General features: G+C 56.2%; 9 protein-coding genes. 8 read left to right on the top strand and 1 reads right to left on the bottom strand.

Annotation, left to right across the window (positions count from 1 at the left end; all coding sequences use genetic code 11):
* The first annotated feature begins 2 nt into the window (after positions 1–2).
* Genes ACRZ9U_RS20310 through ACRZ9U_RS20295 form a run of 4 tightly spaced genes read left to right on the top strand, consistent with a single transcriptional unit; the run spans position 3 to position 7,111 of the window.
* The gene (locus tag ACRZ9U_RS20310) at positions 3–1,682 is read left to right on the top strand and encodes an ABC transporter ATP-binding protein (protein WP_170407184.1); all 1,680 of its coding nucleotides are present in this window, start codon (positions 3–5) and stop codon (positions 1,680–1,682) included.
* 4 nt (positions 1,683–1,686) lie between these two features.
* A complete protein-coding gene (nirB, locus tag ACRZ9U_RS20305; RefSeq protein WP_170407187.1) occupies positions 1,687–4,122 on the top strand; it encodes a nitrite reductase large subunit NirB in 2,436 nt (811 codons plus the stop codon).
* Positions 4,119–4,451: a nitrite reductase small subunit NirD gene (nirD, locus tag ACRZ9U_RS20300; protein ID WP_170392822.1), complete on the top strand. Its 333-nt coding sequence runs from the start codon at positions 4,119–4,121 to the stop codon at positions 4,449–4,451. The genes nirB and nirD overlap by 4 nt, the downstream gene beginning before the upstream one ends.
* Positions 4,451–7,111, top strand: coding sequence for a nitrate reductase (locus ACRZ9U_RS20295; protein WP_170407191.1), 2,661 nt, complete (start codon positions 4,451–4,453; stop codon positions 7,109–7,111). The genes nirD and ACRZ9U_RS20295 overlap by 1 nt, the downstream gene beginning before the upstream one ends.
* A 248-nt stretch (positions 7,112–7,359) precedes the next feature.
* On the opposite strand, the gene ACRZ9U_RS20290 is transcribed toward ACRZ9U_RS20295, so the two are convergent.
* The gene (locus ACRZ9U_RS20290; protein ID WP_170407194.1) at positions 7,360–8,262 is read right to left on the bottom strand and encodes a LysR family transcriptional regulator; all 903 of its coding nucleotides are present in this window, start codon (positions 8,260–8,262) and stop codon (positions 7,360–7,362) included.
* Positions 8,263–8,369: 107 nt separating this feature from the next.
* On the opposite strand from ACRZ9U_RS20290, the gene ACRZ9U_RS20285 reads away from it, so the two are divergent.
* The 4 genes from ACRZ9U_RS20285 to ACRZ9U_RS20270 form a co-directional block, all read left to right on the top strand.
* Entirely contained in the window at positions 8,370–8,993 is a 624-nt protein-coding gene (locus tag ACRZ9U_RS20285; protein WP_170407197.1) for a glutathione S-transferase, read from the top strand.
* A 12-nt stretch (positions 8,994–9,005) separates the two neighbouring features.
* Positions 9,006–9,482: a nuclear transport factor 2 family protein gene (locus ACRZ9U_RS20280; RefSeq protein ID WP_170407199.1), complete on the top strand. Its 477-nt coding sequence runs from the start codon at positions 9,006–9,008 to the stop codon at positions 9,480–9,482.
* Positions 9,483–9,508: 26 nt separating this feature from the next.
* Positions 9,509–11,482 carry a pyridoxamine 5'-phosphate oxidase family protein gene (locus tag ACRZ9U_RS20275; protein WP_170407202.1) on the top strand — a complete coding sequence of 658 codons (1,974 nt, stop codon included), beginning with the start codon at positions 9,509–9,511 and terminating at the stop codon, positions 11,480–11,482.
* 395 nt (positions 11,483–11,877) lie between these two features.
* Positions 11,878–13,793: adenylate/guanylate cyclase domain-containing protein (locus ACRZ9U_RS20270; protein WP_480902855.1), on the top strand; the 1,916-nt coding region annotated here is incomplete at its 3' end.

The following is a 13,793-nucleotide window of genomic DNA, read 5'->3' as shown; positions in this document are numbered from 1 at the left end:
CGATGAGCATCCTAAGTTTCAAGAACGCCTCGAAATCCTTCGGTGAAGGCACCGCTCGCACGGATGTGCTGAAAGGCATCGATCTGAACGTGCAAGAGGGTGAGTTTCTGGTGATCCTTGGCTTCTCGGGCACTGGCAAGACGACCCTGATCAATCTGATGGCCGGGCTGGATAGCCCAACCAGCGGAGAGGTCACGTTCAAAGGTACCCCGATCAAAGGGCCGGGCCCGGAGCGGGGCGTGATCTTCCAGAACTACTCGCTGATGCCGTGGCTGACGGTCAGCGGCAATGTGGGTCTGGCGGTTGATACGGTCTTCCCGGGTCTCAGCAAGACCGAGAAAGCCGAGAAAGTCGCGCATTATGTACAGATGGTTGGCCTCAGCCATGCCGCCACACGCCGTCCGGCCGAGCTGTCGGGTGGCATGCGCCAGCGGGTCAACGTGGCGCGTGCGTTGTCGATGAACCCCGAAGTTTTGTTGCTGGATGAGCCTCTGTCGGCGCTCGACGCGCTGACCCGCGCCAATCTGGCTGATGAGATCGAACACATTTGGGAAGCCGACAAAAAAACCTGCGTACTGATCACCAATGATGTGGACGAGGCAATCATTCTGGCCGACCGCATCATTGCCCTGAACCCGGATGGCACACTGGGGCAGGAATTCCCTGTCTCAATCCCGCGTCCGCGCGAACGCGCTGCGATGAACAATGACGAGACTTTCAAACGCCTGCGCGCGGACGTCACCAAATACCTGATGGATGTGGGGATCGAGGCCAAGGTCGAAGGCTCGCGTATCCTCCCGGATGTCACTCCAATCCACGGTGTTCCAACGGCGGTGGCCGAGGCGCAAAAGGGGCTGATCGAGAACCGCTTCCTCGACTTCTCGCAGCTTCACAAGGTGTATCCGACGCCCAAAGGCCCTCTGACCGTGGTCGAGGATTTCGAACTGAAGATCGACAAGGGCGAGTTCATCTCGCTGATCGGCCATTCGGGTTGTGGCAAGTCCACGGTTTTGACCATGGCGGCGGGGCTGAACGACATCTCGAAGGGTGCGATCAAGCTGGATGGCCGTCACGTCGAAGGGGCCGATCCCGAACGCGCGGTGGTGTTCCAATCCCCCAACCTGTTCCCATGGTTAACCGCCAAGGAGAACGTCGCGATTGGGGTGGACAAGGTCTATCCAAAGGCCAGCATGGCCGAGCGTCAGGATGTGGTCGAATACTATCTGGAACGGGTCGGTTTGGCTGACGCGATGGACAAATCCGCAAGCGACCTATCGAACGGCATGAAGCAACGCGTCGGCATCGCCCGTGCTTTTGCTCTGTCCCCCAAACTGCTGTTGCTCGATGAGCCCTTCGGCATGCTCGACAGCCTGACCCGATGGGAATTACAGGAAGTCCTGATGGAGGTCTGGTCCCGCACCAAGGTCACTGCGATCTGCGTTACCCACGACGTGGATGAGGCGATCTTACTGGCCGATCGCGTGGTGATGATGACCAACGGTCCGCAGGCAACGATCGGCAAGATCACCAAGGTTGAGCTGCCGCGTCCGCGCACGCGAAAAGCCCTTCTGGAGCATCCGGATTACTATGCTTACCGGCAGGAAGTCCTCGATTTCCTCGAAGAATATGAACATGGCGCCAAGCCCAAAACACCCGCCCCCAAGGCGATTGCAGCGGAGTGAAATCATGAAGCAAAGACTTGTTGTCATAGGCGCGGGTATGGCCTCAGGCCGGGTGTTGGAACACCTGACCGACGCCGCGCCGGATACGTTCGACATCACCCTGTTCAACGCCGAGCCGCGCGGGAACTACAACCGCATCATGCTCAGCCCGGTACTCTCGGGCGAGAAAACCTATGAAGAGATCGTCACCCATGACGACGCGTGGTATTCCGCGCGGGGCATTGCCTGCCGCTTTGGTGAAAAGGTCGCGAAGATCGACCGCGAGATGAAGGTGGTCGAAGGTCAGAACGGCCACGTTCCCTATGACAAGCTGGTGATTGCGACCGGGTCTAACCCGTTCATGATCCCTCTGCCAGGGCATGATCTGGAGGGTGTGATTGCCTACCGCGATCTGGAAGACACCGAGCAGATGATAGGCATGGGCCCTGACAACAAGGTGGTCGTGATCGGCGGCGGCTTGCTGGGGCTCGAGGCCGCCGCGGGTATGGCTGCCCATGGCGTTGACGTGACAGTGGTGCATATCATGGGTCACCTGATGGAGCGACAGCTGGACGAGGCCGCAGGCTACCTGCTGAAGAAATCGCTGGAAGACAAAGGCATCAGGATTTGCCTGCAGGCGAACTCTAAAGAAATCCTCGGACAGGACGGAAAGGTCCGCGCGCTGCTTCTGGACGACGGGACCGAATTGCCCTGTGATCTGCTTGTCATGGCCGTGGGTATCCGCCCCAACACAGCTCTGGCGCAAGAGGCTGGGCTGGCCACCGGGCGCGGTATCCATGTGGATGACCAGATGCTAACTTCGGATTCGGATGTCTTTGCGGTAGGTGAATGCGTCGAACATGACGGGGCGGTCTTCGGTCTTGTCGCGCCGCTTTACGATCAGGCGAAAGTGGCTGCGCAGGCTTTGTTGGGTGAAGAGGCTGCGTTTGCTCAGAAAACCCTATCGACCAAGTTGAAGGTCACCGGCTGCGATCTGTTCAGTGCGGGGGATTTTGCGGATGGGCCGGGGCGCGAGGATATCGTGTTCCGCGACCCCTCGCGCGGGGTCTACAAACGGCTTGTGATTGAAGAGGATCGGCTGGTCGGCGCGGTCATGTATGGTGACACCACTGATGGCAGCTGGTTCTTTGGCCTCATCAAAGACGGCGCCAGCGTAGAAGAAATGCGCGAGACGCTGATCTTCGGACCCGCATATCAGGGGGGCGACACTGCGGACCCTCTCTCAGCCGTTGCAGCATTGCCGCATGAGGCGGAGATTTGCGGCTGCAACGGCGTATGCAAAGGTGACATCGCCGAGGCGATCAATGCGGGGGCGGGTGATCTGGGCGCGGTGCGCACGACCACAAAGGCTAGCGCATCCTGCGGAACTTGCACAGGATTGGTTGAGCAATTGTTGCAGGTCACTCTGGGCGACGCGTTCCAGATGCCTGCCGCGCAGCCGGTCTGCGGATGCACCGACCTGACTCATGAGGATGTGCGACGCCTGATCAAAGGGCAGGAGTTAAAAAGCCAGGCTGCCGTCTGGCAGGAACTGGGTTGGACGACGCCCAATGGCTGCCATGTCTGTCGGCCCGCGATCAACTACTACCTGCTGGCCGACTGGCCGCTGGAATACCAAGACGACCCACAAAGCCGTTTCGTCAATGAACGCAAACACGCCAACATCCAGAAGGATGGCACGTTCAGCGTTGTACCGCGTATGTGGGGCGGGATCACCACGCCCGACGAACTGCGCGCGATTGCAGATGCGGCGGATAAATACGATGTTCCCACCGTCAAGGTCACGGGCGGTCAGCGGATCGATCTGCTGGGCGTCAAAGGCGAAGATCTGCCCGCCATGTGGTCAGACCTGAACAAAGCCGGGCTGGTCTCTGGCCACGCCTATTCCAAAGGTCTGCGCACGGTCAAAACCTGCGTCGGCACCGATCATTGCAGGTTTGGTACTCAGGACAGCACCGGGCTTGGCATAAAGCTTGAAAGAATCCTGTGGGGGTCGTGGACGCCGCACAAGCTGAAGCTGGCCGTATCTGGCTGCCCTCGAAACTGTGCCGAGGCGACCTGCAAGGACATCGGCGTGGTCTGCGTCGAATCTGGCTATCAGATCAGCATCGGCGGGGCCGCAGGGATGGATGTCAAAGAGACCGAGCTACTCTGTCAGATTCCCACCGAAGAAGAAGCGGTCGAGATCGTGATGGCCGTCACGCAAGCCTATCGCGAAGGCGGCAAGTATCTGGACCGTTTATATAAATGGCTGGGTAAGGTGGGCATGGACTGGGTCAAGGTGCAGGTCGTGGACGACCTTGAAAATCGCGCGGCCCTCGTCGCGCGGTTTGAACTGTCGCAAAACATCTACCGCAAAGACCCGTGGGCCGAACACGTCAAAGAAAAAGCGCAAACCTACGCGCCAATTGCAGATTTCACACTGGAGGCCGCAGAATGAGCTGGATCGACATCGGACATATCGACGAGGTTCCCTTGCGTGGGGCGCGTCTTGTCAAGACGCATATCGGCTGCATCGCTGTCTTCCGTACTGCCGAGGTGGAGGTCTATGCCGCGACCAACAGCTGTCCGCACAAGGGCGGTCCTTTGTCTGAGGGTATCGTGCACGGACAGTCGGTGACCTGTCCTTTGCACAATTGGGTATTTGACCTGAATACGGGCGAGGCGCAAGGCGCGGATGATGGCCGCATCACCATCTATCCCGTGCGCATTGAAGACGACCGTATCCTGTTAGACGACAGCGCAGTTACCCGGCGGAGCGCCGCCTGATGGACGGAAGTGGTCTGCCTGAAGTTCGCTCGACTTGCGCCTATTGCGGGGTCGGCTGCGGTGTGCTTTTGCGGCCCGATGGGGCCGGAGGCTTGACCGTTCGCGGCGATCCGGATCATCCAGCGAATTTTGGGCGTTTGTGCTCGAAAGGATTGGCTTTGGGCGAAACAGTTGGGCTGGAACATCGGTTGCTGGCTCCTCGCGCCTTCGGCCGAGACACAAACTGGGACAACGCGCTGCAACTGGTCGCAGATCGGTTTTCTGCCGCAATCAAGAACTATGGACCGGACAGCGTGGCATTTTACGTCTCGGGGCAGTTGCTGACAGAGGATTATTACGTCGCCAACAAGCTGATGAAGGGTTTTATGGGGTCGGCCAACATCGACACCAATTCTCGACTGTGTATGGCGTCAACTGTGGCCGGACACAAACGCGCCTTTGGCACAGATACCGTGCCCGGGACTTATGAGGATCTGGATGAGGCTGATTTGGTTGTCTTGGTTGGCTCAAACCTCGCATGGTGCCATCCCGTTCTCTATCAACGCGTCATAGCTGCGCGTCAGGCGCGCGGTACGAAGATTGTGGTTGTCGACCCGCGCCGAACAGCCAGCTGCGATCAGGCCGATCTCCATCTGGCGTTGCAACCCGGCAGTGACGTGGCATTGTTCAACCGCTTGCTGAGCAGAATTCACCAATCGGGGCATGTGGCACCGGATTTTCTGGATCGCAGCGTAGGGTACACTGAAGCCCTCGAACTCGCACAGCTTGATGATCCGGATGAGACCGGACTTACCCCAGGTGAAATCGAAGCGTTTTGCGATCTGTGGATTGGAACCGAGCGGGTTGTTACGATTTTCAGTCAAGGCGTAAACCAATCCTCCAGCGGAACAGACAAAGTCAACTCGATCCTGAACTGCCATCTGGCTACGGGACGCATCGGACGCACAGGGATGGGCCCGTTCTCGGTTACCGGTCAACCAAACGCCATGGGTGGTCGAGAGGTCGGCGGTCTGGCCAACATGCTTGCGTGTCACCTGGATATCGAAAACGAGGCCCACAGAGCAGCCGTCCGGGACTTTTGGAAAGCGCCCATCCTGCCAGAAAAGCAGGGGCTCAAAGCTGTCGACATGTTTCGCGCCGTTAAAGATGGACAGATCAAAGCACTTTGGATCATCCACACCAATCCAGCGGCCACGATGCCGGACGCCGATCGAGTCAAGGCGGCGATCAAAAACTGCCCATTCACCGTTGTAAGCGACCTGACTGCCCAAACAGACACCGCGCGTCTCGCAGACGTATTGCTTCCAGCAGCAGGATGGGGCGAAAAAAGCGGCACAGCAACCAATTCCGACCGCATGATCAGCAGGCAACGCGCCGTTCTGACCCCTCCGGGACGGGCACGTGCGGATTGGGATATCTTGGCCGAGGTTGGCCGCCGCATGGGTTGGGCCGAGGCCTTCAGCTATGAGTCTGCGGCGCAGATTTTTAGGGAATATGCGAACATGTCCTCGCTTGCCATCTCATTTGGCAAAGACTTTGAGATTGCTGGCTTTTCGGACATCAACGACGAAGATTATGATGCGATGTGCCCGACACGATGGCCCACGGCATCGCGGAAAACTGACGGTCGTTTCTTCGGAGACGGGCAGTTTTTTCATCCTGATGGCAAGGCACGGTTTGTGCCGGTCACCCATCGAACGCCCAAGGCAGAGCCATCAGAACGCTACCCTTTCCTGTTGAACACAGGGAGAAATCGGGATCAGTGGCACACCATGACCCGATCCGGATTGTCGCCGCGCCTGTCAGCTCATCTTGCCGAACCTTACATTGATATTAATCCCAAGGACGCTGATGAACTTGGTCTCAGTTCTGCCGATTTGGTAGAGCTCAACAGCTCCGTTGGAAGTGGCATCTTTCGACTGCGCATCACGGAAACTATCCCGCCAGGTCAGGTGTTTGCACCTATTCACTGGACAGGCGAAACCGCCCCATCAGCTCGTGTGGACGTGCTTGTTCCAAGTGTGACGGATCCGATTTCCGGACAACCTGAAAGCAAATCCACAGCGGTATCTGTACAACGTATGAATGCCGCATGGTACGGTTTTGCCGTTTCAGTTGCCGCGGCCTCGCCTGAAGCAGACTATTGGGCAACTTCCAAAACAACCAATGGCTACAGAATGGAATTGGCCGGGAAGCAGGTCATCGATGATTGGGAAAATACCGCCCGACAATGGTTTGGATTACATGATGCCGCAGCCACCACTGTAGAAGATGCTAAGAGCGGGTCGTTCAGAATTGCGCTGTCAGAAGAACGGCGCATATTGGCGGCACTCTTCGTCTCCCCTAAGCCCATCGCGCTGATGCGAGACTATTTGGCAACCTTACCCCAAGTTTCGCCGCTGCGGATATTATCCGGTCGTTCCTCTGCTGCCTCAGAAGACTGCGGCCCAATTGTCTGTTCATGTACTGGAGTCGGGCTAAGAACTATCATCCGCGCAATTGACGACTTAAATCTGATCAGTGTGGACGATATTGGAGATGCTCTTCAAGCCGGAACTAACTGTGGCTCATGCCAACCAGAGTTGGCAGGTTTGATCATGGAGCATTCGAAATTGAACCGCAACAAACTGAAGAATTGCCCACAGAAACATTTAGGATAGACTCTGGGCTTTCAAACAGGACCGTGGTCAGCTTTGGGTGGTTGTCAACGTAAGCAGGGGGTTCTATTCACTCTGAACCAGATATCCGATTAAGCCTTACTAGCCGGTTCGAATAATTTGTCAGACGATGGCTGGCTCTGCGCTCCAGACCTTTAACTACGTAGCAATTTCGGTTTTGCAGCGAATGTCTCCTCTAACGCGCAGCAATAGAGCTAAGGCGACTGGAGTCGAACTGCATCTTTGGGCCTTCAGCGCTTGCCATCAGGACATAAAGCCGGGTCGCCTGCTAGGTGATCCAGAAGCGCGCGCACCCGAGTTGTAATGCGCCTGTTCTGTGGAAACAATGCAGCGACGACATATGGCGACACCCGGTTCTCGGGAAACAGCTCGACCAGATCGCCGGACCGTAAGGCATCTGCGACTGTATATGCCGGGCACCGTGCGATGGCGGCGCCTTGTTCAGCAAGGCGAGCTGACGCAGCGGGAGCGTTCATTCGGAAGCGTCCGGTCACTTGGACAGCCTCTTCTTGGCCGCCGAAGTCGAACCTCCACACTGTAGGCTCTGTCATATTGCCATCGAGAATGCACTCATGTTTGGCCAGTGCCCGGGGATGGTCCGGGCGCCCTGCGCGTTCCAAATAGGTGGGTGAGGCACAGACAACCAAGGGCATGCGGCCCAATTGCCGAACCTTGAGCGAGCTGTCCCGCATTGGGCCAATCCTGACAGCAAGGTCGAGGCCTTCTTCAACAATCGACGCTCTGCGATCAGAAAACTTCAGATCGAGCTCTACATGGGGGTGTTTCTCAGCGAATTTTGCGAGCGAAGGTACCAACCGCAATGCGCCAAACCCCGTTGGCGCCGAGATATGGATCACACCGCGAAGGGACGCCTGCTCATTTCTGACCCTGTCTTCGAGTTCGTCGAATCCGTCGAGAAGCGGCTCGCACAACATCAGGTATGTTGCACCCGCATCTGTCAACGACACGCTGCGGGTCGTGCGATTGAGCAGCTGTACACCAAGCGCGTTTTCCAGATCAGCTACGTACTTACTGACCAAACGCGCAGACCGCCCCATGCGCTGCGCAGCGACGGTGAACGACGTGTTCTTTGCAACCAGCGCAAAGGCCCGCATGCGGTCTATCTTGTCCATCCCATTGCGCCTTCTGAGGGCTTAAAGTTCGTCAAATATAGGAGATTATCATCAAGAAGCGCAATGTGTATTGCTTGTTCAACACCTGCAACCAACCGGAGAAACCCATGTCCAACGCTGTTCGTATTCACCATTTCGCCAAATCTGGCCATGCACACCGCGCTTTGGTCTTTGCGAAACTTGCCGGGATTGCACATGAGGTTGTTCCCGTCGATCTAGCAGCTGGCGCGCATAAATCACCTGAATTTCTTGCCATGAACCCGAATGGGCAAGTCCCGGTTCTTGAGGATGGCGAGGTTGTTGTGTCCGACTCGAACGCGATCCTTGTCTATCTTGCGCGGAACTATGCACCTGATTGGATGCCAACTGATCCGGTCGGAGAAGCCAATGTGCAGCGCTGGCTCACGTTGGCGGCTGGAGAGATTGCATTTGGGTCCTGTGCTGCACGGTTGATCACCGTCTTTGGTGCGCCGCTGGATCCAGCGTTCGCCGCCGCGACTGCCGAAAAAGCGATGCAAAAACTGGAGCACGGGCTCACAGGCAGTGATTGGCTTGTTGGCGGGCGACCCACGATCGCTGATGTTGCCAACTACTCCTATACGGCCCACGCGCCAGAGGGGAATGTCTCGCTTGAGCCGTATCCGAATGTCCGTGCCTGGCTCGCTCGGTTCGAGGCGTTGCCTGGTTTTGAAGCCATGCCGGCAACCGCTGTTGGTCTTGTTGCAGAGTGAAAGGGCCAACCCATGACGACCGAAGCCCAACGGTATCCTTTGCCACCGTTCACAAAAGACACCGCCATTCAAAAGGTGCGCCTGGCCGAGGACGGTTGGAACGGTCGGGATCCGACAAAGGTCGCACTGGCCTACACGCCGGACAGCAAGTGGCGCAACCGGGCCGAGTTTCCAGAAGGGCGCGATCAGATTAAGGACTTCTTGACCCGGAAATGGGCCAAGGAACTGGACTACCGTCTGATCAAAGAGCTTTGGGCCCATGACGGCAATCGCATCGCGGTCCGCTACGCCTATGAGTACCACGATGACAGCGGAAACTGGTTCCGGGCCTATGGCAATGAAAATCGGGAGTTCGACAAGGATGGCTACATGGAACGCCGGTTTGCCAGCATCAATGAACACCCGATCCAAGAGGCGGATCGAAAGTTCCGCTGGCCGCTGGGGCGCCGTCCAGATGACCACCCCGGTCTGAGCGATTTAGGCCTCTGACGCGGCGACGGTGAAAGGCTCAAGCGATGGCACAGGTACATAAATCCCACAGAGGTGAGTTGATGCTGCAAGACCGGCTTCACACTCCCAAAGAGCTGAGCGATGCGATTCCGCACTACATCGAAAGCGACATGCCGAAACAGCATGCGGATTTCTTTGCGGGTCTGTCCTATTTGCCGCTCGCAACGCTTGACCATCAGGGACGCCCATGGGTCAGCCTTCTGGTCACACAGTCAGACAACGACCCATCCGTTGGCATTCAGATTGATGGCCGGAACACCACACATGTGGTGGCGGAAACCAATCCGCATGACCCCTTTGTGCGCGCTCTGAGCCAAGATCACCCTTCGGGCCTTGAAGCGCAGCTCTTTGCCGGGGTTGGGGTCGATTTCAGTAATCGCCGACGTAACAAAATTGCGGGCTCCATACGTGCCGCAGATGTCGAGGGCACGGATAAGGTCAGGTTACTGTTGTTGTCCGATCAGCATCTGGGGAACTGTCCCAAGTACATTACAGTCCGCTCCTTGAAACACACGCGACGCAGCCCTGAAATTATCCATGACGCCTTCGATGTACACTCATCTGCGCTGCCGGATGAAGCCAAATCCGTCGTGGCGCGTGCCAGTACTGTGTTCTTGGCGACAAAACATACAAGCGATGGCACCACTGCAGGCGCTCAGACCGATATGGGCGTCAACCATCGCGGCGGCGCGCCCGGCTTTACCCGGCTCTACGAGGAGAACGATGGGGCGCGGGTCACGACCTATTTGGTCCTGCCTGATCATTCTGGCAATCGCTTCTACCAGTCGCTGGGCAATATCGAAACGGACCCGAAGGTTGGGCTGGTCTTTCCAGACTTTGAAACCGGCGAGATCCTCTATATTACGGGGGATGCTGAAAATCTGCTTGGAGATGACGCAGATGCTCTAATGCCGCGCGTGGGCCTGCTGACACGTATCAAGGTGACCGGCGCGGTTTTCGTCCGCGGAGGTCTGAACCTCAAGCTGGCATCAAAAGAGCAGCTCTCCCCATATAATCCGCCGGTAAAATTATTGCGTGCGGAGTTGGAGCAGATGGGGCATGCAATCGAGGCGCATGGGGCCACAATCCCGTTGACCGCCAAGCTTGTCGAAGCAAAATCGCTGTCCAGCTCAATCAGTACATTCGAATTCGTGCTGTCTGAGCCAATCAAAGCCCCGCTGCCCGGTGGGTTTGGCGTCTTTGACTTCTCAGACCTCGTGGACGCCGGGTATAGTCACATGAACGAGACAAACCCTCAGCTTGTGAACGAGGACTACGTCCGCACCTGGACGCTCTCCAGCGCGCCGAGATATGACTCAGAGAACAACAGTTTTCGTCGTGCCGATCGGGTCAGTATTACTGTCAAGCGTAAACCGGGCGGTCTGATGTCCAACCTCCTGCACACCAACGCGGAAAAGCTGATTACGCACAAACTTCCCGTTCAGTTCAAGGGCACCGGAGCGGGCTTTTCCTGTTTTTCCGAAGTGGCTGAGGGCAGCAGCCCAAAGCTCCCAGCAAAGATGCTTTGGATCGCGGGCGGCGTTGGCGTCACCCCGTTCATGGCGATGTGGGACGGGATCAAACAAGTGGTAAAGGCTTACCCGCAGGATCAGTACATCGATATCGTGTTTCTGTTTTCCGGTCGGGACGATGACATCACAGTTCTGCAGCACTTTGCGGAGCAAAACAGCTCTGTTTCGGATCAAGTAACACTACGTATTGTCGCGTTTCAAAGCGCAGGCGAAAACCCATTGGCTGCGAAATCCGCTCGCGATGATCTGAACGCAGCATTCACCGATCAGCCGCTGCAGCTTCAGGAGCGACGCATGCATAGCAAAGACATTCAATCGGTCGCGCATCTCGGAATGCGAGATGTATATATGTGCGGCCCTGAAACTTTGATGACCAGTTCTGAAGCGGCGCTCAACGATTTGGGCCTCGAGGAAGCAAGGCTTCACCGTGAGACGTTTGTGTTTTGATAGGGGGATAAAACTTGTTCATGACCTTGCAGGACAGGATCACCCAATCTGAAATTGGGTGTTGGAAAGGCGTTCACCAAATCGAAACGACACTGGATTCCTTTGTGTTGTCCCGGACTAATGACCGCTTAATAGGCTGATCTCGCAGAGTCTGAACGCTCCGCTCAAGGTCCGAATTGGGCTGCAATTCGATCTGTGCGAAGCATCTGGAAAAACGTCGAAGATCAGGCACAGCCGATAGTGTTAAGTTGGCAGCTTCGACAAAGCTATTAGTTTGCACCTAACAGATACGTGAGAATTCTGTATTGGATCTAAGAAAGCTTTGCCCTCCTCACAGTCTCAATTCAATACTGAGGCACTTGACGTTGTTGTCGGAGATTTAGTTGCGATTTAGCGTGGGCATCGCTGTGTCAATTCTGGTGGCTGTGTCCATCGGGGTGTCGACGTTTATCGTCCACTCCCTGTGGTGGACAACAGCGCGACACAATAGCCGTATGCTCGCAGCTGAAATTAACGGCCAGATTGCAAACACAGTCCGCATCGAGGTGGGCGCGACCCTAAGTTCAGCCGAAGCCGCTTGGGCAGCTGTTCGCACTATCTTTGTTCAGAACGTCATTGCAACGCGGCAGGCGGATAAGCGAGAGTTTGTTTTTCTATCGCAATTGCAGGCACAGCCAAATATCTCGTGGATTTTCTTCGGCTGGCCAGATGGGAATTTTTTCGCATCGCATCGCTTGGGTGACGGCGGGCTCGAGATGATTGAAATCGACGAAAGTATCCGGAACCGAATGCTACGGAAAGACCGCTACATCTTCATTCCCGGTGACATCCAGTTTGAAGAGCGGACCTTTACTGAAACATCCTATGATCCGCGCGAACATGCCTGGTTTGAGAACTTTATGGGCCTCAACTCAGCCGGGTGGATCGAAGCACGTAACCTTCCGGATAGTAACAAAACCATTTACGCCTTTGCCGGTCCAATAGACGTCAACCGAAGGCGGCAAGGGGTTCTGGCCGTTGCGATCGAAACGGATCGTTTGTCTCGCTTTCTTGCCACGCTCGCGCCCGGCGAATTCGGTGCTGCCTTTATCCTGAACGCCGATGGAAAAGTTATTGCTGTACCTGATGCTAAAGCAGATGAGATTACTCCTGCGCGCATGGGCGAGGGCGAACTCTATGAAGTCGCCATGATCTCAGGCGAGAAGCTGTTGGCTGACCCCCAAACGAATGCTCCAGGCACTTTGACGAAACGTATCGTCATCGACGGAGTGCCTTATGTGGTGGCACTTACCCCACTGGGGTTTTACGGCTGGCGCGTTGCGACAGTCATACCTGAAGCGGCCTTTCTTTCGGGCATTGATGAAACGCTGATTAACCTGATTTACGTTTTTATCGTTGTAGTGGTTGTTGCAAGCGGACTTGCGATCTGGCTGATCCGCAGAATTGTAGCAAATCCGTTGGCGCTCATTGCCGAAGACCTTGGTAAAATTGAGCGCTTTGACGTTGAACGGATTGCGCGTAGGCCCTCCAAACTGTCTGAGCTTGAAAATCTTTCTGCGGCAACCGCAAGTATGGCTGCAGGTCTGTCAGCGTTCCGAAAATACGTGCCCACCGATCTGGTGCGCATGCTGGTTGCTGAGGGTATCAAGACGCAGCCAGGTGGAGACATGAAACAGATTTCGGTGCTGTTTTGCGATGTCACGGGTTTTACGGGAATGTCTGAAAAACTCGGTCCCAAAATCGTCCAATTGATGGAACCTTTCTTTAGCGCGGCCTCTACGGCCATCATTCAAAACGGTGGGACAATCGATAAATTCATTGGCGATGCTGTGATGGCGTTTTGGGGAGCGCCGCGCAAAGATACCAACCATGCTATAAATGCTTGCCGAGCAGCCTTGGAACTAGTCAATGCCGTAGACGCGTCCGGAATTGAAGATGAGGCTGGCAACCCTTTGCGCGTAAGGATCGGGCTGAACAGTGGCGATGCTCTGGTGGGAAATATCGGTTCAAAAGAACGGTTGAATTACACCGCAATTGGCGATGTCGTGAACGTTGCCAGCCGATTGGAAGGGGCCAACAAGGACTATGGCACGCTGATCCTGATCGGGCCGGAAACGAAACGCCAGGCGGCCGATTCGATAGTTGTCCGCGAGCTTGACACGCTAACCGTGTCTGGACGCACCGAAGAATTGGTGGTCTATGAACTGATCGCCATGAAGGATGGGTCCGCCGAATCTCTTGCTTGGATCAAGCTCTACGAACAAGGCCTTGCACACTATAGGGCAGGGCGGTTCAAGCAGGAAGTTGCCGC

The sequence above is a fragment of the Ruegeria sp. D7 genome (assembly GCF_056534355.1).
The sequence above is the reverse complement of the archived record's forward strand: the minus strand, read 5'-3'. Positions and strand labels throughout refer to the sequence as shown.